Source organism: Aliidiomarina minuta (genome assembly GCF_003987145.1).
GTDB lineage: Bacteria > Pseudomonadota > Gammaproteobacteria > Enterobacterales > Alteromonadaceae > Aliidiomarina > Aliidiomarina minuta.
Genome location: NZ_PIPL01000001.1, coordinates 1,865,867 through 1,890,650, shown reverse-complemented (window position 1 = coordinate 1,890,650; position 24,784 = coordinate 1,865,867). Strand labels below are relative to the sequence as shown.

Genomic DNA, 24,784 nt, shown 5'->3' with positions numbered 1-24,784 from the left:
GAGCTTATCATAAAGCTAGAAATAGGTAAGGTGGCAAAGTTTGTGCGATATGTAATCTGGGCTATAGGTAGTCTGTTTAGTCTGCTAATGAATCAGGCCACTGCGAATGAGGGACTATGGACATCACAGCAGCGGCCTGAACTAGCTGCAAGCCTGCCATTGCATAGTGTAATGCAGGCGGGCTCTTGTTCAGCTGCGCTGATATCAGCCCACGGGTTACTGCTAACCAATTATCATTGCCTCCTGGATTCGCTGCCTTACCTTTTCTCAGCTGAGCCGGACATTTTCGATGAGGGCTACCTTGCGGGTACTACTGAATCGGAACTGGCTTTACCAGCAGATTTCTACGTTAGCCGGACATTAAGTCAGCGTGATGTTACAGACATTGTAAATGAAGCCGTGGGGGACCGGTTGCGTGGGCGTGCCCGTTTCAACCGATACCTGCAAACCAGGGATCATTTAGTCGCTGAGTGTGAGCGTGAAGCTGGAGTAGTATGTCGACTGGTTGAGTTTAATGACGGCCTAAGCTACCAGCTTATCAGAGAGCAGCGTTTTGATGATGTGCGCCTTGTGTATGTGCCCGCTGCTGAAATCGGTTATTACGGGGGTGAGCGGGATAACTGGCAGTGGCCACGGCATGCGGGTGATTTTGCGTTACTGCGTTTATATGTAGGCGAGAGTGGATTATCTTCTGAACCTGCTGCCACAAACCGACCTTACCAGCCAGAGCGCTTTATTGCGCTCAGCGAGACACCTCTGAGAGCGGGCGATGCTTTAGTGGCAGCTGGTTATCCAGGTATTACTCAGCGTTATCGTTCGCCCTCTCAGTTGAGCTACCAGTTTGCGCACTACTACCCTTCGGCTTTGCAATACCTTGAGCAATGGCAGCAGTTAATTAAAGGGCTTTCTCCTTCTGGAAGTGAGCGCCGAATACAATATGCGCCCCTATTGCAACGGCTTAGTAACCGAAGTAAAAACTACCAGGCTATGTTGTCAGGGTACGAGAACGAACAGGTTTTATTGCAACGGGATGCTGAGCATCAGCAGATAAAAAACTGGATAGCGCAGCAGCCAAATCGCGGTGATTATGAAGAAGCACTGACTTTAATGGACGAGTTGCTGGCTGAGCAAAGTCACTTTCAGGCACAACAACTCTGGCTAAGCTTCTTTGATCAATTGCAACTGCCTCGGATTGGCAGGCACTTGTATCGCCTTGCTTACGAAAAACAACGACCTCCTGAGCAGCGTACTGGCGGTTTTCAGCCGCGGGACATGCAGACTATGCGCAACGTAATGAGTAGTCAGGCCAGCCAGTTTGATTCGCGAGTTGAAGCTCAGTTATTAGCGCAACTCCTGGTTCGACATATGGAACTCCCCGAGGAACAACAGTTAAAGAGTGTGAATGATTTTTTCCGGCTCAGCGAAGAACCTACGCAACTTGAGCTTGAACAGCAGGTAAAGAAGTTATACAGCAATAGTCAGTTAGACCATGTGCCGATAAGACTTTACTGGATGCAACGAGATCTTAAGCACTTACAGCGCAGTTCTGATCCCTGGTTGGTTTTTGCTGCTGAAAGTTATCAGGAGCGGGTCCAGCTGGGCCTCCGGGAAAGAGAGTGGCGTGGTCAGCATCAGTTTGCGAATGGCAAATATATGTTGGCAGTGAAAAATTGGCATGAAAGTCAGGATTTTAGCTTTAGCTATAATGCGAATCGGACCTTACGCATGAGTCAGGGGTCTGTCATGCAGGCACCTGCGTTTACCTCGCTTAATACGTTGTTGCAACAGGCAGAACCTCCATCGCAAATTCCAGAGCAACAAAAAGAGCTGATTCAGCAGCAGGATTGGGGTTGTTATGCCGATGCTGAACTGCAGTCAGTTCCGGTTAACTTTTTGAGTAATCTGGACGCTACCGGGGGAAGTTCAGGGGCTGCTACTTTTAATCAGAATGCTGAGTTAGTCGGATTGATCTTCGATAGCACTGCGGAGTCGGTAATCAATGACTGGCATTATAGCGAGGCGAAACAGGGTAGTATTCATGTAGATATCCGTTATCTGTTATGGACATTGGATAAGCTGGAAGGTGGCAGCCATCTGTTGAAAGAGCTCGGTTGGCCATGGCAGGATTTCCGTGGCGAATGCAGAGGGGTAACTATTCCAGATCCAGCTCCAGTTGCCGGGATCGATCCGGATCCGGCAGGGTAACACTAAGACCGACCAGACGAACTGCGCGATGGTGACTGCGTTCCCAGGCCTCTTTGAGTAATTGATAAAAGACTGAAGGGGAGACCCGGTTGCTGGCGCGACTGACTGTGGTTTGCTGGAAGTCAGTAAATTTAAGTTTTACGGTTTGGGTTTTTATGCGGGTGTCCTGCCAGCGGTTTATCTTTAAGCGTTTTTTTAATGATGGCAATAACTCTCGTTCGGTGAATTCCTCTATTGCTCTTAAGTTATTCAGATTGATACGCAGTGTTTCTTCGACACCGACACTTTTACGTATGCGATGGGTAACCACCGGGCGTTCATCAATGCCCATGCAACGTTGATGCAAAAGGTAACCGGAACGTTCCCCTAGAATATTCTGCAGCTTAGTCAGCGTAATTTGCTGGATATCCGCGCCAGTATGTAGCCCGGATTGTTGCAGGCGCTCCAGGCTTTTAGGACCAACGCCAGGGATACGCTTTAAGCCCAGCTGACCGATATACTGCAATACCTGGTTTGGAGTCACCAGATATTGGCCGTCTGGCTTATTTTCCTCAGAAGCTATTTTGGCGACCATTTTTTGATTCGAGATACCAGCTGAACCCGGCACGCCCATTGCCCGGATCTCATCGCGGATAAGCTCCATGGTTAGCGATGCACTACCATTACACATTGGGTTATCGGTTAAATCCAGATAAAATTCGTCAATTGAGGCGGGTTCCATTAACGGTGTTATTTCGCGCAAGCATTGTTGAATTCGTTTGGACATATCTTTATAAGCTGCCATGTCCGGCTTTACAAAAATAAGTTGAGGGCACAATTTTCGCGCCTGATGGCCGGGCATTGCGCTGTGTATTCCATATTGTCGGGCTAGATAATTAGCGGTCGCCACCACACCCCGATCACTGCCGCCACCAACGGCGAAAGGTCGTGTAGCTAAATTAGGATCGCGAAGTACTTCAACGGCAGCAAAAAAAGCATCCAGGTCGAGTAACGCAATTTTACGATGACTGTTTTCCATGATCTAAGTCTATCATAGTGATCTTTTGCTCACTCCAGGGGTATTAAAAAGTGAGCAGCTATTTAACCTCTGCTCTTTTCTGGCTATAATCGGCGACAGTAAACAGCGAAGCGAATCTGTCAATCTCAGGAGATGACTGTGAAAGTATTGAAATTAGGTAAGTGGAATAAATTTTTGGCCTTAGTGGCGGGCGTTGCTATTGCTAGTGGTGTTGCTGTAGCTCAGGATTCGGGAAGTCTGGAAGATCGTATTAAACCTTCAGGTCGGGTATTAATGGCTGGCGATGTGGCAGCAACGCCAGGTGCAGGTGATAGCAATGGAGCCCGCGCCGGCGATCAGGTATATAACCAGGCTTGTGCTGCTTGCCACGCTGGTGGTGTTCTGGGCGCGCCGAAAGTGAATGATGCAGGTGACTGGGCTGATCGCCTGGGTCAGGGTATGGAAACATTGGTTCGCCATACGATAGAAGGTTTCAATGCGATGCCGCCTCGTGGTGGTTGTGCTAACTGTTCAGATGAAGAGATTGAGTCCGCAATTGAATATATGACTTCTGAACTATAGAAAACATAGTTTTCTGTTCTAAGCCGCCACGAAGGCGGCTTTTTTTGTGCCTGTATGTAAGTAAGTAGTTATAAAAGAACACTTTTCAACCACCTTTTTTGACGCTATAGTGTGCAATTGAGGGACGATCTAACATTTAATTCACACACCTGATAAGCGGGTAGAATGACTACTGAGTTGGCACCAGCAGAAAGTGCGCAAGCCGAGTTAAGTCGCCAGCATAAGGTGATTGAACGGCTTAAAATACTGACCAGTAAATATCGTCAGGCCGAAGTCGTGCAGAAAGCGCTATTCAGAATTTCTGAGCTGGCGTCTTCCGCGAGCGATATGAATCAATTGTACGCCTCGGTACACTCGATCATTGGCGAGTTGATGGCTGCCAACAACTTCTACATTTGCTTGTACGATGGCCAACAGGAATTGGTTGACTTTCCGTATTTTGTGGATGAGTTTGATACCCACGAAACTATCACTCAAGTGCCTGCTAAACAATTAATGCGCGGCGTCACGGGCTATATTTTGCGCACCGGCGAGCCTTTGCTATGTACAAAAGAAACGTTTAAAGAGCTGGAGGCGAGTGGCGAAATCGGCAAAATGGGTTCCCTTCCTGTCGATTGGCTCGGAGCACCCTTGTTGGCCGGTGACCAGGTGATTGGTGCCATGGTAGTACAGAGCTACCAGGAAGAAGTGCGCTATAGCGACAGTGATCTTGAGCTGTTGATGTTTGTTTCACAGCATGTGGTTAACGCGCTGGAGCGTTTCAAACAGCGTGAACTAATGAGTGCTGAGATCGAACGGCAAACAGCTGAACTGCGTATTACTAATGAAGATCTGTTAAAAGAAATCACAGTGCGGGAAAAAGCTGAGCTACAGACTTCTGTGCTTTTTGCTATTTCAGAGTTGACCAATAGCTCTGAAGACATGAAAAGCTTCTATAGTGAGTTGCATACTCAGATCAATAAACTTCTGAACGCCGACAATTTCTATGTAGCCCTAATGACGGAAAATGGTCAGCAAGTTTATTTCCCTTATTATATTGATGAGCATGATCATGTAGCTAAACAGCGGCGACTACGTAAAGGCATGACAGAATACGTACTACGCCATGGTGCGCCAATCATGATCGGTGGTGCGGAACGCGAAAGCCTGGTTCGTCGTGGCGAGATCGTGGTAGGCGCAGGAAATGGTGCCCTGGCGAGACAGTGGTTAGGCTCGCCTTTAATTATTAACGATGATGTATTTGGGGTGTTAGCGGTACAGAGCTACGATAGTGATCAGCGTTATCAGCGTGAAGACCTGGAATTGCTTAATTTCGTGTCACAGCACGTGGCCGTTGCTATTGAACGTCGGCGTTCAGCGGAGAAGCTGGCGCGGGCTAATGTTTTCCTGGAAAAACGGATTACTGAACGAACGGAAGAGCTGGTCGACGAAATCGAACGACGTAAGAAAATAGAAGAAAAACTTTATTATGATGCGCATCACGATAATCTGACAGGCTTACCTAACCGGGCCATGTTTACGGATCGGGTTAAACAGGCTATTGCGTATAAAAGACGTTATCCCAAGACAGACTTCGGTGTGCTTTTCATTGATCTTGACCGTTTTAAAAATATTAACGACACGCTGGGGCACTCAGCAGGCGACCAGTTTTTGCTTGAGGTCAGCCAGCGGCTACGGAGCGCTGTACGCGATATCGATCTGATTGCGCGTATTGGTGGTGATGAGTTTGTGATTCTGCTCGACCACATGGAAGATGTTAATGATGCAAAAGAAGTTGCGGAACGCATTATTACAATGATGAAAGAACCTTTTGTTCTGGATGATCAGCAGCACTTTTCTGGCGCTAGTATTGGCATCGCGGTCAGTCGCGATATTAATGAGTCTGTTGATCGCCTTTTACGCGATGCAGATGCTGCTATGTATGAAGCTAAGAGCGAAGGGCGCGGGCGTTATGTTATTTTTGACGATACTATTCGCAAAGGTCTGGTAGCCGCTATTCATCAGGAAACCGCTTTACGGCATGCCCAGGTAGATCACGACTTTCTGCTTTGGTATCAACCGATTTACGGACTGGGAAACAATCACATCGAAGGTTACGAAGTCTTATTGCGTTGGCAGAAAGGTGAGCAACTACTGCAACCTGAGGAATTTATTGAATTGGCGGAGCGCTCCGGAGCCATTGTCGAAATTGACCAATGGGTACTTAAGGAATGTTGTCAGCTTATTCTGCAGTTGCAGGAAAAAGAGCAGGAAAATTGTCCCATTCACATTAACTTGTCGACTCAGCATTTACTAAGCTTACGGCATTTAAAAGCGATCGAAGATATTATTAAAGAGTACGATATAGATCCAACTCTGTTAGTTTTTGAATTTGATGAGCAAAGCTTACTGCGTAAAGAAGGTAAGCGTTTACTCACCAGTCTGCGTCGCTTATCGGAACGTGGTATTAAACTGGCACTGGATGATTTTGGCAGAGGTTCCGGCCCGCTGCAGTTTATTTATAATTATCCTTTCGACATTATTAAACTGGATCGTAATTTTGTGAAGCAAACCGCCCGCAAAGAAAGAGCCCGGGCTATGGTTCGTCATGTGGTTACGTTGTGTGAAGAGTTGTCTATTAAACTGACTGCGGAAGGCATTGAAAGCAAAATACTACTGAAACAACTGAGACACCTGGGCGTACACCACGGGCAGGGGAATCTGTTCTGCTCTGCTGAAAAAATTGAATTACTGAAAGCCCGTCTTATTGCCTGATCACTTCTTCAGCATGGCCCTCAGGGCAGCAATATTAGTGGCGCTTTTTTCCTGTTTTTCTTCCTGACTGACTGTTTTCTTATTATCTTCCCATTCGACATCATCCTGCGGTAGCTCCAGCAAAAAGCGGCTGGGTTCCGGGCGTATGACTTCGCCATATTGGCGACGTTCCCGAGCCAGAGTAAAGACTAAACGCTGCTGCGCCCGGGTAATGCCAACATAAGCAAGACGGCGTTCTTCTTCAATATTGCCTTCATCAATACTGGATTGGTGGGGCAACAACCCTTCCTCCATGCCAACCATAAAGACATAAGGGAACTCCAGACCTTTGGCCGCGTGCAGCGTCATTAACTGGACCTGATCGCCATCTTCCTCTTCTTCCTGACGTGACAGCATGTCACGCAGCATCAGTTTATTGACCACCTGTTCCAGGTTCATAGGTTCGTCATTGCCGTCGCTGAGCATGTCGCTGACCCAGCGATATAATTCACTCACGTTCTTCATCCGCATCTCAGCCGCTGCAGGGCTTGGACTACTTTCATAGAGCCATTCTTCATAATGGATCTCTTTGATTAGATCACGGATAGCCTGAATGCTACGATCACCCGGGTCTGCGCATTTCCGTGCGGTATCCTGCATAGTTTCAGTAAAAGCCACCACTGCATGCCAGGCCTGAGTATTGAGCTGGGTTTTCAAGGCATGTATCTGGCAGGTAGCAAACAGACTAACCCGTTGTTGGTGAGCAAACTGGCCGATGCGTTCGAGAGTCGTGGGGCCGATACCGCGGCGTGGTAAATTGATGATACGTAAAAATGCATTATCATCATCCGGATTCACCAGAAGTCGCAGGTACGCCATGATGTCTTTAATTTCAGAGCGTGCAAAAAAAGATTGGCCGCCAGTTATTTTGTAGGGAATACGGTTGTTCATCAGCGCTTTTTCAAAAACCCGGGACTGGTAGTTGCCGCGATATAAAATGGCATAGTCCTGATAGCGGGTTTTATGCAGAAATCGTTCACGCACCATTTCTGCAACTACTCTTTCCGCCTCGTTTTCTTCATTGCGACCATATATAACACGCAGTTGATCGCCATAACCCATATCCGAATACAGTTTCTTTTCAAACATATGCGGATTATTGGCGATAAGTATGTTGGCGCATTTGAGAATACGTTCCATGGAACGGTAGTTTTGCTCCAGTTTGACGACTTGCAAAGAGGGAAAATCCTTTTGCAGTAAGGATAAATTTTCGGGCTGGGCGCCGCGCCAGGAATAGATACTTTGGTCGTCATCTCCAACCACGGTAAAACGGGCGCGTTCACCTACTAATAACTTCACCATTTGGTACTGGCTGGTGTTGGTATCCTGATATTCGTCAACGAGTAGATAACGAACGCGCTTCTGCCAGCGCTGCCGGGCACTTTCATTGCTTTGCAGTAATAGTGTGGGCAGTAAAATTAAGTCGTCGAAATCCAGTGCATTATAAGCTTTAAGATGTCGTTGATACTGTTCGTATACCTGCGCGAAAAGTTGCTCCTCTGGCCCTTGTGCGCTTTTTTCCGCTTGCTCCGGAGAAAGCATGGCACTCTTCCAGCTACTGATCCTGCTGATCGCAATCTTGAGCCAGCTTTTATCTACATCCAGCTCATCTTCAGTGAGCGCTTTTAATAACGCCATCGAGTCCTGATCATCAAACAGGGAAAAACCGGGTTTCATGCCCAGAGAGGCGATTTCGCGGCGGATAATATCCAGTCCCAGAGTATGAAAAGTTGAGACCCGCAGACCCCGGCAGGACTTGCGGCCCATGGTCTGGGTAATGCGCTCTTTCATCTCACGGGCGGCTTTATTGGTGAAGGTTAGCGCTGCAATCTGATTGGGTTTGTAGTCGCAGTTACGGATCAGGTGGGCAATTTTTTCGGTAATTACCCGGGTCTTGCCACTACCGGCACCGGCCAACACCAGCATGGGGCCGGCGATATAGGTAACCGCTTTTTGTTGGCGACTGTTCAGTTGCATGCAAAACCCCGCGTTGAGTGGGCAACGATTCTAACTCAATTAGCTGTCCCGGCAAAGCCAGGCAACATGCTATAGTTATTGGTAGTTGAAGTTGAAATAAAGAGAACCTACATGATAGATGCAAAAAAAATTGAGCAAATTGCTAAGCAGATCACAGACAGCATTCCTCCGGGCGTGAAAGGCATGGCTGACAATATGGAATCCAGAGTAAAACAGACACTGCAACAGCAGTTAAGCAAGCTGGACGTGGTCACTCGAGAAGAATTTGAGATCCAGCAACAGATGTTACTTCGTCTGCGGCAGCGGGTAGAAGCGCTGGAACAGATTCAGCAGACACAGGCTGAAAATAAAGCAGACCCGGAGTAAAAATGAATGGCGCGTAAGCGATGGCGGGCCTGCCCTGAATGTGATTTGGTGGTGGCATTGCCCGCTTTGCGTGCCGGGCACAGTGCCAGTTGTCCACGCTGCAGACGCGAGCTTACCTACCGTGCACGCATGCCGGCAGAACGGGTGCTGGCATACGCCAGTGCCGCGATTGTCATGTTACTACTTACCTTGCCTTATCCTTTCCTTACTTTTTCCCTTGGCGGTATGCAGGAGAATATTATTCTGTTGGATACCGTAACGGCTTTGCGTCAGAGTGACTGGCCCTTACTGGGCCTGCTTATAGCCATGTCGATCATTGTACTTCCAGGTATGTATTTACTAGCTGTAGCTTACGTTTATGGCAGTGTCGCTTCGCGTCATTACTGGCCTGGCAGTGTCTGGCTGGCTCGTGCAATTTCTCATATTAAACCCTGGCTGATGACTGATGTCTTTTTGGTCGGTGTACTGATTAGTTTGGTAAAACTATTAACATTGGCGGATATCGGTTTTGGCTGGTCGTTCTGGGCCTTTTGCGGTTACGTTGTATTAATGGCTAAAACGGTAAGTAATGTAGACTCAGATTGGTTATGGTTTGCTTTGCAGGACGAACCTGCACCACCCACCGGAACTCAGTTGGGAGAGGAAGCCTGGAGCCAGCATTTGGTGGGCTGCAATATCTGTGGTCTGCTTAATCGCCCCGAAGATATTCATTGCAGACGTTGTGCCAGGAAAATACGCATTCCCGGCTCGCATAGTGTGGAACGCACTGTTGCCTTACTGGTGACAGCCGCTATTCTCTACGTGCCGGCTAATGTATACATTATGATGAGCACGATCACTGTTGGCGGTGTTGTCGAGTCCACCATTATGGGTGGTGTGGTACAGATGCTGGAGATGGGAAGTTATCTGGTGGCTGCTGTGATTTTCTTCGCCAGTATAGTCATTCCGGTACTTAAAATAGTTGTATTGGGTTGGCTTTGTTATGTGGTTCGTTATGGGCAGCCTATGTCGATGCAGCGACGAGCCCGTTGGTATCGGGTTACTGAATTTATTGGTCGCTGGTCGATGATCGATGTTTTTGTCGTGGCAATTATGGTGGCTCTTATTCAGGCTGGCGTTATTTTAAGTATTTCCCCAGGTCCGGCTGCGGCGGCATTTGCAGCTGTGGTTATTCTAACTATGCTGGCAGCGATGAGCTTTGACCCCAAAGCACTATGGCAACCTGCCCGTGTAAATACTCAAGCGCAGGAATGGATTGATGAAAAGCACTGAACAAGCACGTCGCGGCAAAGCGCGGCGTATCTCGTCGATTTGGTTAGTACCCGCGGTCGCATTGGCGATTGGGGTGTGGATGGCGTATGACACTGTTGCCAGCCGGGGCCCTTTAGTTACTTTAGAAATGAACACTGCCGAGGGCATTGAGGCCGGGAAAACACTTATAAAAGTGAAAGAAGTGGCGGTTGGTCGGGTAGAGTCTGTTGGACTCTCTGATGACTTCAGTCGGGCTAAAGTGTCGGCACGTATGTTTGATGGGACCGAAGCTATGCTAAATGAGGAAAGCAACTTCTGGGTGGTTAAACCACGTATTGGCCGGGACGGAATTAGTGGTTTAAATACTTTGCTGTCAGGCGCTTATATTGAACTTAGTCCAGGTAATGGTGACCAGGAGCAGCGCTATTTTACAACCCTGTCGCAGCCTCCGGTATTACGAGCGCGGGAGAAAGGGGTGAGCATTGTCCTGCAGAGTCTGGAAAGTAATAGCTTAAACCCGGGCGATCCTGTGCTGTACCGGGGGTATACCGTAGGTCGGGTCGAGTCGGCGGACTTTGCTATAGAGGCTCAGCAAAGTGTTTATAAGTTATTTATTGAAGACCCCTTTGCTGAGCTGGTCACTGAACAGGTACGCTTTTGGTCGAGCTCCGGGGTGCAGCTGGAATTAGGGTCAGAAGGGTTTCGATTCGATATTGGTTCATTGGAATCCTTGATTGCCGGCGGTGTTTCTTTTGATATTGTGGGCAATCAGCCTCCGGGGCAGCGAGTAAGCGATGGCACTGAGTTTCAGTTATTCAGAAGCCAGGGCGCAGCACGTCAGGAAGGTTTTACTCAATACGCGAATTTCTTGCTGTATCTGGATGAAAGTGTACGCGGTTTAAGTTCTGGTGCGCCGGTCGAATTCCGGGGTATTCGGGTAGGTACTGTGATAGAAGTGCCATATACCGGAGAGCACCAGCTGGGAAGCTCACTTATGAACATGAAAGTGCCTGTGCTTATTCGGTTTGAACCTGAACGGCTGGGGCCGCAATTTTCTGCTGTAACTATTCAAGACTGGCAACAGCAGTTACATTCTTTATTCGAAGAAGGGCTGCGGGCGAGTTTGCGTTCTGGCAATTTGCTTACAGGCGCTTTATATGTTGATTTGAACTTTCACCCGAATGAGCCTCTGCTGATTGCTGAAAGTGCGGGCGATTTTCCTGTGTTTCCGACAGTACGAGGGGGCAGCGGTCAGCTTGACCAGAAAGTAGGTGAATTACTGGATAATGTGAATACCATCGATTTTGGGCAGTTTGCTGCCACCTCTGAAGATACTTTACGAGCTATTCAGCAATTCGCCACTCAACTAGAAAGCCTGGCTGCGGATCCGGATATGCAGGCGCTGCCAGCTACGCTACGTCAGACCCTGGATGAACTGGATAGAATGATGGCTGGATACTCTACGGATGCACCTGCGTACAATGATTTATCCCGGGCAATAGAGCGGTTAGATCATATCCTGAGTAATCTGGAGCCTTTCGCTGAGAGCGTACGTGATAAACCCAGCTCACTTTTCTTCAATTCGCCCTTACCGGCTGATCCGGAACCCAGGAGTGAACAATGAGAGTTTTAATGATTGTCGCTGTAGCGTTGCTCATTGCCGGCTGCAGTAGTACGACGCCGAGTGTACAGCGGTATCTGTTGCAGGAGCCTGAACTGCCAGTTATGAATAGCGAACTTGAGACAAAAATAGTTCTGGGTGCGGTACAGGTCAGTTCTTTTCTGGCGGCTGGCGGATTAGTATATCAACTGGAACAGAATCAGGTTCACCAGGCCAATTATCATCGCTGGGCAGAATCCTTGCAACAACAGCTGGGGCGCCAGATACGGATGGGTATGCAGCAGCAATTACCGGCATCGACCTGGTTACCTCTATCGGGAAGTGCACATCTGCGCAGTCTGGATTATCGTCTTGATTTGCAAATTGATGCTTTTCATCTGACTGAGGATGGCCAGGTTAGAGTTCGGGGGCAGTGGCAGTTGCGTGATTATGAACAAAGCTTTATCGGCAGTGATGCTTTTGATATTCGTCAGAGCCTGGCGGAAGACGGGTATCCGGCTATGGTTAGCACGCTAAGTGAGACCTGGCATCAGGCACTGCAGGAAATAGCACGCTCGGTAGAGGCCAATTTAATAGGATCTAAGAATGATTAAAAAGTTGCTCTTATGTTTTACAGGCAGTTTCTTATTGTTATTAAGCGTTACCTCAGAGGCAACTCAGGTGAATTACGATGCAACCTGTTATAGCGCGCCTCACGATACTTATGACAATCTGATTGACGCCTGGGTAGAGCGTAACCGAAATAACCCTGGTCTGAATCGTACTTATTTTGAGGAGCAGGTATCGCGCAGTGATTTTGACTCTGTCAGACAGACTATCGACTGCCGTTGGCTGGTCTATCAGCATGGCCCCTATCAGATAGGCGGATTTATGCTTAAACCTTATGATGACGAAATCGAGAATTTACCTGTCATTATTTACAATCGAGAGGGTTATGGTTCAAGAGGAAGTGTAAGTTTTCGTCAGTTAATAACTGAGCTGGCACCTTATGTAGAGGCCGGTTTTGTGGTTATCGGTAGCCAGTACAAAGGGGGCGGAGGGGTGTTCCCGAATCAACGGAACGGCGATGATGAGTTTGGTGGCGCTGATGTCGCAAGCATATTGGCGTTGCTTGATATCATTGACCAAGACTCCAAAGCCGACGTGAGTCGAGTCGGTCTGCTAGGTTCCGGTCGGGGCAGTATGATGAGCTTTCTGGCTGCTCGAAATAACGACAGCTTCAAAGCTATCGCTAGCGTGCGCAGTTTAACTAATCTGGAGGCATGGATTGATGTACGCGCCGCTAACGAAAGAGTCGCAGCGCAGTATATTCCGGATTATGATAGCTCCAGGTTAGAGGCGCTGGCTCAACGCTCAGTTACCGAATGGGCCGGAGATATCTCCAGTACAACTCCTGTGCTACTTCTGCACGGCGCAAGAGACCGCCAGATTCCGCCTGAACAGTCACAGCAACTAGCTGAAATATTTGCCAGTCAGGGCCACCCGCATCGTTTGCAAACATACTCCCATGGTGATCATAACCTGCGTGGCTATGAAGGGCACGTAAGACGGGATGTAATTGAGTGGTTTAAGGAATACCTTTAGAGACAATGATGAAAAATAACGGGTTGTCGACAGGCTGGCAATACTTCCTCGCGATAGCGGGCGTTGGCCTGTTGTTGGTGTTGATATTATTACTGGGCATCCGACTTTATTTTATACACAATTTCAGTCAGTACCTGGAGGCTCAGGAAGAGCAACGACTGCAAAATATGGCGGTCGCTATCAGTGACTATTACGAAAGCCGGCGGCAGGAAGACCCGGACTTCAGGTTGCAGCAACTAAGTGATCTCCGTAGTGGAGAGTTCCGTCGCCTGATGTTTGGCTTGTCGGTGGATCAATGGCGAGAGCAACGACGGCCTGATGACAGTGATCTCGCAGAGCGACCGGTCAGAGGCGGACGGCTGCCGATGCGCCAGTTTTCGTTACATGATGTCAACGGTGAACTGATTTCCGGACGTGTTTCTGAAAACCCTATTCGGGTAACTATACATAGTGATGCTGAAGTTATTGGATTTTTAGAAACGACACGTCCCGACGGGCCGGTACAACCGATAGACGATGTCTTTCAACAACAACAAATGGTGGCTCTGTTCGTGGCTGGTGGCCTTGCTATGCTACTGGCGGCGTTTGTTGCGGCCTTCTTAGCACAAAGGCTGCGACAGCGGCTGAAAGTAGTGACCGACGCTACCCGGGCTCTGGCGCTGGGAGACTTTAGTAGTCGGGTGCCGGAAAAAGGTAACGATGATTTAACCAGCCTGGCGCAGGATTTCAATGCGCTGGCCTTGTCATTAGAGGCAGCAGCGGCTCAGCGTAAAAACTTTATGGCAGATATGGCGCATGAATTACGCACTCCACTGACCATTTTACAGGGAGAGCTGGAAGCCATAGAGGATGGAGTCCGCGAGTTGAACGGCCAGGAAATGGGCCTGTTACAGCGACAGGTTCGGCAGTTAACTCAACTGATTGAAGATTTACATACTTTAGCTGAAGCCGATGCCGGATCGCTGAGTTATGCCTGGCAGAACGTTGACTTGACACAGTGGCTACGTGAGCAAGAAGGTAACCTTATGCAAATGGCGAAAAAGCAAGGTTTCGATTGCAGCATTGAACTTCCTGAGTATCCGATAAAAGTACAGGGCGATCCGGTGCGCCTCGCTCAGTTGTTGCACAATATCTGGCAGAACAGCCTTATTTATACCGATGCCCCGGGCAATATTCACTTAACCCTGGAAGCGCGAGATCAAGTTGCTTGCCTGCAGATTGAAGACTCGGCTCCAGGAGTTCCTGGCGCTTCTTTACCCCGCTTGTTTGAGCGTTTGTACCGGGTCGATACATCACGCCGGCGTTCAGCGGGGGGCAGTGGACTTGGGTTGGCATTGGTAGAACGTATTGCTCAGGCGCATGGCGGCACGGCCGTTGCGGAAGCGAGCAATCTGGGTGGTTTACGTATCCGGGTTGAGTTGCCGTTATTAAGCACGAATTGAGTTATGAGTCGGTTGAGAGAAATAGCATGAGTTTGGTTTATGTGATTGAAGACGAACCCGATATTCAGTTGTTACTTCAGGACTATTTAATCCAGGCAGGTCTGACCGTTAAGCTCTTTGCTGATGGCGCGCAAGGCTTGCAGGCCATACGCGAAGAACCGCCGGATTTGGTGATACTTGATATTATGTTACCGGGAATGGATGGGCTGGCGGTATGCCAGGCGGTTCGTGAGTTCAGTCAGGTACCGGTTATTTTTCTTACCGCCAGGCATGACGAAATTGACCGTTTATTGGGCCTGCGGCTAGGAGCCGACGATTATATTTGCAAACCTTTTAGTCCTCGTGAAGTAGTAGCGCGCACGGAAGCTATTTTACGGCGACAGCAATGGTTTCTGGACTCAGCCAGTGAATCGCTGCCGCAAGTTAGCGGACTGGATTTAAACGAACAGAATCATAGCGCCAGGCTGGATGGCGAGTTGTTAGATTTAACACCTGTTGAATTTCGTTTGCTGTATGTAATGGCCACCCAGCCTGGGCGTGTGTTTCGACGTGATCAGCTGGTTAACGCGGCTTATGATGATTACCGAATCGTAAGCGACCGCACTGTAGATAGTCATATCAAAAATTTACGGGCCAAATTGAGTGCCAGCCGACCGTTACAGAACTTTATTCAGTCGGTTTATGGAGTCGGTTATCGATTTGAGCCGGAATCCACACTTTCTCCATAATTCAGTCACTATTCCTGCACAGTGACGCTCTATTCTTAGTCTTGTCTACAATGACATACTGACAAAATGGTTGAAGGAGCATCACTATGAATAGCAATATCTTAATTAGTACTTTAGTCGCTTTGGGTTTAGCAACGGTAGGGCTTACTACCGCAGTGGCGTCTGAATCGGCTTCTAATAAAGAAACCGAACGACAGGTTAAACGTGACCAGCGATTCGCTGAAATAGATCTGAATAACGACGGTTATATTTCAGAGCAGGAATTTGTTGCGAGTGCAGTTGAACGCGCTGAACAAAGAGCTCGCTTAATGTTTAGCCGTCTGGATGAACACAATAAAGGTGAAATATCCGCTGAAGAGTTTGCCGCTCAGCTGGACAAGCGAGGCGAGCATAAAGCTGAGCGCCGTCAGGCTATGCGCGAACGCGCTAAAGAACTTCGTGCAGAAGGACGCAGCCTGCGAGAGCATAAGCATGACGGTCGTCGTCACAGTCGCAGCAGTGAGCACGGTGAACATTAACCGGCTGCTTTTTACATCCAGCGGCCTTTATGAGCAGTGGTGGTATCCAGTAATTGTTGCTTCCACTGCGCTAACTGTTCAGCGGGTAACCAGGCGATAGTTTCCCGTCCCGCAGCGCTATATATATGCAAAGAGCAGGAGCCCCAGAGGCGTAACCAGGGGCCTTGATGTAACTTCAAAGTCTGCATTTTGTAAGCTGGAACCCAGCGTTGCTGTTCACCGATCAGGCCTCGACGGGTAGCAAGCCAATGCTGGTCTAGTGAGACAGCGCGACGCCGCCAGCTTTGCACCTGCACGAGGGCTGATATAAGCGCGCTGACCCAAAGTGCATGTAGCACCCAATACCAGTCCAGGCCGCTTATCAGAGCCACAAATCCAGTCATCAGAAGCACAGACATTAACCAGGGCATAAAAATGCTCATTGGGTGGACTCGTTGCCACTGCGGCGTGGTTAACTGTAACGAATGTCTGAGTTGTTGTTCACGAGACTTATCCAGTACAGGTACAAAGAAGGATTTCTGCCCATTTTGCTGATTGGGGGTACCGGACTGATTAACCCGCATGCCGCGGCGACGCAGTAACCGGGCAATCATACCTTGTTGCCAGATAACCCGTTGCAGGCGGACATACTGAAAACCCCGGGTGACTATAGTGAATAAGCCAGCTTTCGACTGATAACGATTGCCCGTGATAGTCAGGGTAAAACCATAAAAGCGTATGATGGCAATAATGACCGAGGCAACAATCACAATAAGTAAGGCGGCCACCAGTAGTGCCAGAAAAAATAACCAGCCATATTGCTCCAGCTCAGAACCATTAAAATTGGCCTGTAAGTCTTCCAGCTTTGGCAATAGCCATTCGTCGAGGAGATTAAGCTGGCTAAGCGGGTACAGCAAAATAGGAATAAGCAATAAAACCGGGTTATAGATAAGCCCGTAACGGGCAACTTCACTGAGTGGTAGCGCTATGCTTATTGCGTCGGACTTGCTTTCGGTAGCGGTGCCATTCTGCTCGTCACTTTGCACTTCCATTGATTCGGCCAGCATGGCGTCCTTGAGTTCGTGAGCATATACATAGCTCAACCCCGCCAGTTCTACTTCTTTACCTTCGGAGCCTGCGCTTTCCACCCCCAGAACTGAGAGCCCGAACGGTCTGAAGTACCAGGGTTGCCGCACATCCGCCTGTTGAATACGGGCATAGTCCAGAGTGAGTTGTTTGCGTTTAAAGATTCCGTCCCGGATATGCAAAGTGGTGCCATCGACCCGATAACGAAAGAACCACCAGGAGGCAAAGGCGTGCAGAACGACAATGGCTGGAATAGCGATAGGTAAAATCAGCAGTGCCAGGCTTCGAATCTGTTCGCCACCAGCAAAAAAAACAATGACCAGCGGCAAAAAGTTAGAGGCATGACGTACGGCCAGCATCAGTGTTCGGCCGATAAAATAAACCAGAGTTAATAAGGAAACTCGTTTAAAGTTCATGGTCGTCGCCAGACGTTTGTTGATTAATGCGTTGCAGTAGCTGGTCACGGATTTGTTCGGCTTCCGCCTGCGGCAGACCAGGAACCGAAAGATCCGAACCACTGCCACCAGCGGTATAAATAACCAGCTTGGCCAGTTTAAAGTATCGCTCCACCGGGCCCTGCGTGATTTCAACATGCTGAATACGGTTAATGGCGACAGCGGTTTGCGTACGCCAGAGGGCTCCGGTACGGAAGTGTACTTGCTGAGGTTGCACCTGATAGCCGGTTAAACGATAACGTCGCGTTACCCAGAGTGTCATCATCAACACCATGATCAGCACTATGGTTAAGGCTCCCAGTGCAGTGTGCCAGTATTGGATGACAGTTATAAAATAACTGGCAATAAGACCAGCAACCAGTAATAGCCCCCAGTTCACCAGAATATCGACGCGCAACAAATGTTTATAATCGGGACTGACAGGTTGGTACTGGACGTCGCTCATACGGAGGCTTCCTTGTTTATTCTACAAAAGTGACATCGGGCAGTTGTTGCGCCAGGTAAGCACGCAGTCGCTCAGTTTGCTCAGCAGGAAAATAATAACTGACGGCAAATTTCGGGTTAAAAGGAAATTGCAGGTACCCATAGCGTTTGCTCGACTCGCCAATGGCAATGCGGCTTAGTTTGTCTTTTTCAATGCGTTGCTGGCCGACTTTGAGGTATTCACCTTCAACTATCACATCTTTTAGAATATCGTTACTGTAGGTTTTTTTGTGCTCTGTTTTGGCCAGGATTTTATCAAAGAAAATCAAAAATATAAGTACCAACCACAGACCAGTATGCTGGATGATGACCGGTCCTGCCAATAAGAACATAGCCACTAGAATACTAATCACCAGTGCCAGGCGAATTTTAAACGGTACTTTTCCGACCCAGTTAGCCAGCCACATCTGTGTCTTTCTCTTGGAGAGTTGTGATGTTGCAAGAGTAATGATTTTAACGGGCTGGCGCAACATTAGGTGATGTCTGAACCTCTTAACCACTTATTTCGCACTATTATATAACTTGAGCAGACGACATAAGGATTCAGGGATGGGTTTAGCGGTGGTATACACCCGGGCGCTGCTAGGGCTGGAGGCACCGCAGGTGCAGGTTGAAGTCAATGTAGCGCGGGGAATCAGTCATTTTCAGATTATAGGGATGCCGGAAACTACGGTGCGGGAAGCAAAGGATCGGGTGCGAACAGCGCTTTTAAATAGCAACTACGAATTCCCCATTGGTCGTATAACGGTGAATCTGTCGCCTGCGGAGCTGCCCAAACAAGGGGCCCGTTATGATTTAGCTATTGCTTTGGGTGTTTTGGTTGCCTCCGGTCAACTGGATGACGACAGTTGCGACAATCTGGAATGTTATGGCGAGCTGGCATTGGATGGTGCGCTACGACCGGTACAGGGAACCATCCCGAGTCTCATGGCTTGTCAGCGGCAACAGCGTAAGGCCATTATTCCGGCAGCCAATGCCAGTGAAGCAGGTTTATTGCGCAGCGCGCTGGCGTTTGCGATGCCAACCTTAAATGCGGTCGTGGATCATATTCGTGGTAATCGTAAGACCTCTGCAGTAAAGCCCCACGCACTGCAGTTACGACAGAATTCACATGGCGATATGTCAGACGTAAAAGGTCAGGAACAGGCCAAGCGTGCTTTATTATTGGCCGCGGCGGGCGGTCATAATATTCTTTTTGTAGGGCCGCCGGGCACCGGGAAAACGATGCTGGCGCAGCGCATGTTGAGTCTCATGTCTGCGTTAAGCGAAGAGGATGGGCTGGAGGTAGCGGCCATTCAGTCTATTAGCGGACAGCCTTTTGCCGCCGAACATTGGCGACAGCGTCCTTTCAGAAATCCGCACCACTCCTGCTCTGCGGCGGCTCTTGTAGGGGGAGGTTCGATCCCAAAGCCGGGAGAAATTACGCTGGCGCATAAAGGACTATTGTTTCTTGATGAATTGGCGGAAATTCCACGGCATATCCTGGATTCACTTCGGGAACCACTGGAGTCAGGGCAGGTTTGCATCAGCCGTGCTCAGCATAGTACGACTTATCCGGCGCGTTTTCAGTTAATATGCGCACTGAATCCCTCCCCGTGTGGTAGTTTTGACGGCGATATCGGCTCGGCCCGGGCAACGCCAGATCAAATTCTCAATTATCTGAGTAAAATTTCAGGGCCCTTTCTTGACCGTATTGACCTTCAGGTGGATGTCCCTCGTCAACCGGAAGTATTGCGAGCGGAGCAAAGCTCGGTGAAGGTACACACCAGTGCCGAGCTAAGATTGCTGGTTGAGCAGACACAGGAAATTCAGCTACAGCGTCAGGGCTGCCTTAATAGCATGATCCCGGCGTCGGATATCGCCGGGCAGTGCCAGTTGTTACCCCAGGATCATGAGTTTTTGGTGCAGGCCATAGAAAAACTTAAATTATCCCACCGTGCTTATCATCGGATTATGCGTCTGGCTCGCACTATTGCGGATTTGCAGGAAAGTAGTTGCGTGCAAAGGAAGCACCTGGCGGAAGCCATGAGTTACCGGGCGTTAGATGCGCTGCTAAAACAGCTACGGAATCTATAACGCGTAGCATCAAAATACAGTTATCTGTTATGGTTATGCGCATTATTGTTGCTGAAAATATGAGGAACTTATGTCTCAACAGGAGAAATCACAGCTGTCGGGCAGCTTACAAGAGCGCCTAATGTGGCTGGTATTAGCCGTGGTCGCGTTGAGTGTCCCCTTATGGTACGAAATTGCTGCTCAGCCCGGAGAGTATATTTTTAGCTGGCGCTGGACTGAGTATCAGGTGCTGGTGGAGAGTATTATTAGTGTCGTGCATTTGGTTATAGTCATTTGCGGATTTTTTATGCTTAGAAAAGCAGTTGGTGATATGCCGCAGTGGTCCATGGTGCGTTTGGGCACCTGGATATGGATAGCACTCGTCGCTATTTTTGCCTTGTTCAGTGTCTTGATGTTTAACATCGCCGAGAATGAGGTTATAGAAAGTTATGAGGACGAGGGGTATAAGGTTAACTTTGTGCGTGTGAGTGGCTCAGAAGAGGATATTCAGATTTTTTCCGTGTTGAGTTGTAATCATACGTTGCTGTATAAAAACCTGCTGCACTTAGACCGTTTTATTGGCGCTGAGAAGGTAGACATCAGCGTTGATACCGATTCAGTAATGACCGCCAGCTACGTTCTGGATGACCGGGTTGTACGGGAGCAACGCTATGACCTGGCGGCTCTCTACACTCAATGTCGCGAAGGCCATCGGTAATAACGGTTTGATTTTAAATAAAAAAAGCGCTTCGGCGCTTTTTTTATGGGTGTGTGGATTGTAAATAATTGAAGTTTTACAACAAATTAACATACCTAACTTTACATTCAGTTTACTTTGAGAGAGTGTTAATAAATTGTTTCAGAAATTGAGAAAGGAGGTTTTTTTACAGGTTAGCAGAATTAGTTTTAACGAGCTTTAACGAGCTTAAACACTCAAACAATAAGAAAATTTATTATGAAAAAAACAACAACATTAAAGTTAAGTTTAATTTCTTTATCGCTAATCGCCGCTTCAGGCGTGACTTTGGCGTCCTCTGAATCTCCATTAAAACAAACAGAAGTAGCAAAACCGGCACCTCCAGGACAAGTCCAGGAGCGGCAGGAGTCGGGTATTCCAAGCCAGGCTCAGAGCCTTTTGCGCGATGTGCGTATCAGAAGAGGCCCTACCGACAGTGTGATCGTCCGCTTTAAAGCGGACCGTGATCCTGAGGTAGAAGCTAAGATTCAGGGCAACCCTTCTGAACGTGGCGCTTTAATGCAGGTACGGGCGCAGCAACTTTCCAGAAATTCTGGCCAGCAACTTCGTTTCCAGCGCAGCATGGGGTTACCTCATACCCATGTGTTTGAGGTCGAAGGCGGCATAAGAGGGCGAGATAGCAAAGCCGCTCTCGCTGCTATTTTAAATGACCCTAGTGTTGAATTCGTGGAAGAGAACCGGGTGCATACTATTATGCAAACCCCGAATGATCCCGGTTACGATCAGCAGTGGCATTATTACGAGAACGTCGGTGGTCTGAATGCGCCTGGAGCTTGGTCTGAAGGTATTACCGGTCAGGGAACTGTTGTTGCGGTACTGGATACCGGTTATCGGCCTCATGCAGATTTGAATGCTAATATTCTGCCGGGTTACGACATGATATCGGATCCCTGGAGAGCCAATGACGGCACTAATGGTCGTGACAGCGATGCCCGCGATCCGGGTGACTGGGTTCAAGCCGGTGCTTGTGGCTCTAATCCAGCTCAGAACTCTAGCTGGCACGGCACTCACGTGGCTGGCACGATAGCTGCGGTGACTAATAACAACCAGGGTGTGGCGGGTGTTGCTTATGACGCCAGCATTTTGCCAGTCCGGGTGTTAGGCCGTTGTGGTGGTACTACGGCTGATATTGCCGATGGTATTTTATGGGCAGCCGGCGCTTCAGTTCCAGGCGTGCCGGGCAATGCTAATCCGGCGGATGTCATCAACCTCAGCTTAGGGGGTGGGGGTGCCTGTCAGTCGGTAACACAGCAGGCGATTAATACAGCCCGGGGCAATGGCGCTGCAGTCGTGGTAGCGTCCGGTAACAGTAATACCAATGCAGATGGCTTCTCACCATCTAACTGTAATGGTGTTATCAGCGTGGCTGCAACTAATCGCAATGGTGGCCGCGCGAGCTACTCAAACTATGGTAATTCGGTAACACTGGCTGCTCCTGGCGGTCAGATGACCTCTGCGAATGACCCTGGTGGCGTACTTTCTACCTATAATAGTGGTACCACTACACCGGCTTCTGATAACTATTCTTTTAGTCAGGGAACCTCAATGGCAGCACCTCATGTTGCAGCTGTAGCGGCCTTGATTAAGGAAGCTTCACCAGGCGCTTCGCCTGCTGACATAGAGCAGTTTTTGGTCGCCAATGCCCGTAGTTTCCCTGCTACCTGTAATGGTTGCGGCGCAGGCATCGCGGATGCCGGTGCTTCAGTACAGGCTGCTCTGGGTGGTGGCTCAGGCGGTAACGGTGGTGGTAGTGGAAGTGTGGATAACTTATCCGCAGCGACGAATGAATGGAATCGCTTCACTTTCGATATTCCGTCTGGTATGAGCACGCTTGAAGTTATCATTTCTGGTGGTACTGGCGATGCTGATCTCTATATTCGTCATGGCTCTCAACCAACACTGCAGGACTGGGACTGTCGACCTTACCTGAATGGTAATAATGAAGTCTGCACGGTCAATAATCCTGCTGCAGGTGTCTGGCACCTGGGCGTACATGCGTATCAGGCTTATTCCGGAGTTCGTCTGGAAGCAAGCTACCAGCCTTAATTTAGCTGCATGAAATAGCTAAACTATAAGTTAAATAAAAAAGCGGACCTGAAGAGGTCCGCTTTTTTTGTCGTCAGCTTTTACTCATAACGGTAGTTATCTTCCCAGCCCCAGGGAGCCTGTGGTGCTTCGACAGTCTCACTTAAGTCAATATCGACCTGAAACTCGCGGTCGTCACGTACTAAGCGATAACGTAAGGTGTCCGCATCTGGAAATTCGACCCACCAGGTATTATCAATGGAAGCACTGTAGCCGAGCTCTGAAAATAGTTGTTTACTGTATTCATCAGCCGGAAAGGACTGTGATGTTGCGGTGCCCGGTGTGAACGTAGAGCCACCGTACATTGTCAGTGGGTCGTGACTGCCATCTTCTAAACGGTGATCATGTTTGAGTTCCAGTTCCATATCGGTACGCGAGATAATCCAGGTACGGGAGTGGTCATCGCCAACATGCAACGGAATTCTAATGCGGTTATCATCACACTCGCGAACCTCAATAATGATGTCGCTATCTATCCATTCTGCATCAGCTTCTTCATCACCGATAGTGACTTCACCAGCATAAGCATTTCCGCAATGCTCTTTCAGAGTATTAAAAAAAGCGTCCTGAGGGTTTTCAGCAGCTGGTGTACAAGCCCCTAAAGCCAAAGTCCCAGCAGCTGCCATAAGGACAAGCTGTAGTGAAGAAAATCGCATAATGTGATCCTTAAATTACCGAATTGTGACGGATATTGATTAATTTAAAGCCATTGTAACGGGAATTTACGTTAAGCAAAAGGTATAGCAGATAACCAGTCGGCATAGATACTCATACTAAGCTTTAGTATGATAGCTGTCTAAATAGTCCACAGCCCGGGGAAAAGGCGAATTTTATGAAAGTTTATGCAAATGCGTTAGAAATGATTGGCAACACTCCCATGATCCGTGTCAACCATCTGGATACCGGGCCATGTGAGCTTTACCTTAAACTGGAAATTCAGAATCCAGGTGCGTCTATTAAAGATCGTATAGCGGTTAGCATGATTGAAGCGGCTGAAGCGGAAGGTAAAATTAAGCCAGGCGATACCTTGATTGAAGCGACAGCTGGTAACACCGGGCTGGGCCTGGGCCTGGTCGCGGCGCAAAAAGGTTATAAGTTGATCATTGTGTTGCCGGATAAAATGAGCCGAGAAAAACTGCACAATCTGCGTGCTATTGGCGCGGAAGTGATTGAAACCCGGTCTGACGTGCATAAAGGCCATCCTGAATATTATCAGGATATGGCATTAAGACTCTCAAAAGAACGTAATGCATTTTATATTAACCAGTTTGAAAACCCAGCTAATGTAAAAGCTCACTATGAAACTACAGCACCTGAAATGTGGCAACAGATGGAAGGCAACTTGGATGCCTTTGTTTGTGGTGTAGGTTCTGGTGGCACTTTAAGTGGTGTGGGCAGGTTTTTACGAGAAAAGAACAAGAATGTGGATCTGGTGCTGGCGGATCCTAAAGGCTCTATTCTGGAACCTTTGGTCAACGAAGGAAAAGAAGTAGATCCGGGCAGCTGGCTGATTGAGGGGATTGGCGAAGATTTTATTCCTAAAACCTGTGATATCTCGCTGGCGAACAAAGCCTACGCAATAAGTGATAAAGAATCGTTCCAGACGGCGCGCGATGTGCTGTTGAAAGAAGGCATTATGGTTGGACCTTCCAGTGGTACCTTAATAGCTGCTGCACTGCGCTACTGTCAAAACCAGACAGAGCCTAAACGAGTGGTTACCCTGGCTTGTGACACTGGCTGTCGTTATCTGTCTAAACTATTTAATGATGAATGGATTGCCGCGCAGGATCTGGACTAAATACGTACCGAATTAAAGAGAG

At 48.5% G+C, this 24,784-nt stretch carries 21 protein-coding genes; 15 read left to right on the top strand and 6 right to left on the bottom strand.

The window, feature by feature from the left end; genetic code table 11:
• Positions 1 to 42: 42 nt before the first annotated feature.
• A complete protein-coding gene (locus CWE09_RS09130) occupies positions 43 to 2,205 on the top strand; it encodes a S46 family peptidase (protein WP_126803654.1) in 2,163 nt (720 codons plus the stop codon).
• On the opposite strand, the gene dinB is transcribed toward CWE09_RS09130, so the two are convergent.
• Complete coding sequence (gene dinB / locus CWE09_RS09125) at positions 2,153 to 3,223, bottom strand: DNA polymerase IV (RefSeq protein WP_126803653.1); 1,071 nt, start codon at positions 3,221 to 3,223, stop codon at positions 2,153 to 2,155. The two genes, CWE09_RS09130 and dinB, sit on opposite strands and share 53 nt — an antisense overlap.
• Positions 3,224 to 3,361: 138 nt before the next feature.
• On the opposite strand from dinB, the gene CWE09_RS09120 reads away from it, so the two are divergent.
• Positions 3,362 to 3,784: a c-type cytochrome gene (locus CWE09_RS09120; RefSeq protein ID WP_241974328.1), complete on the top strand. Its 423-nt coding sequence runs from the start codon at positions 3,362 to 3,364 to the stop codon at positions 3,782 to 3,784.
• 165 nt (positions 3,785 to 3,949) lie between these two features.
• Positions 3,950 to 6,538: an EAL domain-containing protein gene (locus CWE09_RS09115; protein ID WP_126803651.1), complete on the top strand. Its 2,589-nt coding sequence runs from the start codon at positions 3,950 to 3,952 to the stop codon at positions 6,536 to 6,538.
• On the opposite strand, the gene rep is transcribed toward CWE09_RS09115, so the two are convergent.
• Positions 6,539 to 8,554, bottom strand: a complete 2,016-nt coding sequence (gene rep, locus CWE09_RS09110; protein WP_126803650.1) for a DNA helicase Rep — start codon at positions 8,552 to 8,554, stop codon at positions 6,539 to 6,541.
• 111 nt (positions 8,555 to 8,665) lie between these two features.
• Here rep and ubiK point away from each other — a divergent pair, with 111 nt between their 5' ends.
• The 8 genes from ubiK (at position 8,666) to CWE09_RS09070 (ending at position 16,064) form a co-directional block, all read left to right on the top strand.
• Positions 8,666 to 8,920, top strand: a complete 255-nt coding sequence (gene ubiK, locus CWE09_RS09105) for a ubiquinone biosynthesis accessory factor UbiK (RefSeq protein WP_198679685.1) — start codon at positions 8,666 to 8,668, stop codon at positions 8,918 to 8,920.
• Positions 8,921 to 8,926: 6 nt separating this feature from the next.
• Positions 8,927 to 10,192 carry a paraquat-inducible protein A gene (locus CWE09_RS09100; RefSeq protein WP_126803649.1) on the top strand — a complete coding sequence of 422 codons (1,266 nt, stop codon included), beginning with the start codon at positions 8,927 to 8,929 and terminating at the stop codon, positions 10,190 to 10,192.
• Positions 10,179 to 11,795: an intermembrane transport protein PqiB gene (gene pqiB, locus CWE09_RS09095; RefSeq protein ID WP_126803648.1), complete on the top strand. Its 1,617-nt coding sequence runs from the start codon at positions 10,179 to 10,181 to the stop codon at positions 11,793 to 11,795. The genes CWE09_RS09100 and pqiB overlap by 14 nt, the downstream gene beginning before the upstream one ends.
• A complete protein-coding gene (locus CWE09_RS09090; protein WP_126803647.1) occupies positions 11,792 to 12,385 on the top strand; it encodes a PqiC family protein in 594 nt (197 codons plus the stop codon). Before pqiB ends, CWE09_RS09090 begins: the two co-directional genes overlap by 4 nt.
• A 67-nt stretch (positions 12,386 to 12,452) precedes the next feature.
• On the top strand, positions 12,453 to 13,376 hold the full coding sequence (locus CWE09_RS09085; RefSeq protein WP_157982842.1) for an alpha/beta hydrolase family protein: 924 nt from the start codon (positions 12,453 to 12,455) through the stop codon (positions 13,374 to 13,376).
• Positions 13,377 to 13,381: 5 nt separating this feature from the next.
• On the top strand, positions 13,382 to 14,818 hold the full coding sequence (locus tag CWE09_RS09080) for an ATP-binding protein (protein ID WP_126803645.1): 1,437 nt from the start codon (positions 13,382 to 13,384) through the stop codon (positions 14,816 to 14,818).
• A gap of 26 nt (positions 14,819 to 14,844) precedes the next feature.
• Entirely contained in the window at positions 14,845 to 15,546 is a 702-nt protein-coding gene (locus CWE09_RS09075) for a response regulator (protein WP_126803644.1), read from the top strand.
• Positions 15,547 to 15,632: 86 nt separating this feature from the next.
• Positions 15,633 to 16,064 (top strand): EF-hand domain-containing protein, encoded by a 432-nt coding sequence (locus CWE09_RS09070; protein ID WP_126803643.1) that lies wholly within the window; start codon positions 15,633 to 15,635, stop codon positions 16,062 to 16,064.
• Positions 16,065 to 16,075: 11 nt separating this feature from the next.
• Here the strand turns inward: CWE09_RS09070 and CWE09_RS09065 are convergent, their stop codons facing one another.
• From CWE09_RS09065 to CWE09_RS09055, 3 genes are read right to left on the bottom strand one after another with little or no spacing between them, the layout of a single operon-like run.
• A complete protein-coding gene (locus tag CWE09_RS09065; RefSeq protein WP_126803642.1) occupies positions 16,076 to 17,545 on the bottom strand; it encodes a PH domain-containing protein in 1,470 nt (489 codons plus the stop codon).
• A complete protein-coding gene (locus CWE09_RS09060) occupies positions 17,535 to 18,029 on the bottom strand; it encodes a PH domain-containing protein (protein ID WP_126803641.1) in 495 nt (164 codons plus the stop codon). The genes CWE09_RS09065 and CWE09_RS09060 overlap by 11 nt, the downstream gene beginning before the upstream one ends.
• A 16-nt stretch (positions 18,030 to 18,045) precedes the next feature.
• A complete protein-coding gene (locus CWE09_RS09055; RefSeq protein WP_126803640.1) occupies positions 18,046 to 18,474 on the bottom strand; it encodes a hypothetical protein in 429 nt (142 codons plus the stop codon).
• A 142-nt stretch (positions 18,475 to 18,616) separates the two neighbouring features.
• Here CWE09_RS09055 and CWE09_RS09050 point away from each other — a divergent pair, with 142 nt between their 5' ends.
• The 3 genes from CWE09_RS09050 (at position 18,617) to CWE09_RS09040 (ending at position 22,925) form a co-directional block, all read left to right on the top strand.
• A complete protein-coding gene (locus CWE09_RS09050) occupies positions 18,617 to 20,143 on the top strand; it encodes a YifB family Mg chelatase-like AAA ATPase (protein ID WP_126803639.1) in 1,527 nt (508 codons plus the stop codon).
• A 70-nt stretch (positions 20,144 to 20,213) separates the two neighbouring features.
• Positions 20,214 to 20,840, top strand: a complete 627-nt coding sequence (locus CWE09_RS09045; RefSeq protein WP_126803638.1) for a hypothetical protein — start codon at positions 20,214 to 20,216, stop codon at positions 20,838 to 20,840.
• A 237-nt stretch (positions 20,841 to 21,077) separates the two neighbouring features.
• Entirely contained in the window at positions 21,078 to 22,925 is a 1,848-nt protein-coding gene (locus CWE09_RS09040; protein ID WP_126803637.1) for a S8 family peptidase, read from the top strand.
• Positions 22,926 to 23,005: 80 nt separating this feature from the next.
• Here the strand turns inward: CWE09_RS09040 and CWE09_RS09035 are convergent, their stop codons facing one another.
• Positions 23,006 to 23,620 carry a hypothetical protein gene (locus CWE09_RS09035; protein ID WP_198679682.1) on the bottom strand — a complete coding sequence of 205 codons (615 nt, stop codon included), beginning with the start codon at positions 23,618 to 23,620 and terminating at the stop codon, positions 23,006 to 23,008.
• A 176-nt stretch (positions 23,621 to 23,796) separates the two neighbouring features.
• On the opposite strand from CWE09_RS09035, the gene CWE09_RS09030 reads away from it, so the two are divergent.
• Complete coding sequence (locus CWE09_RS09030) at positions 23,797 to 24,762, top strand: PLP-dependent cysteine synthase family protein (RefSeq protein WP_126803636.1); 966 nt, start codon at positions 23,797 to 23,799, stop codon at positions 24,760 to 24,762.
• Positions 24,763 to 24,784 lie beyond the last annotated feature (22 nt).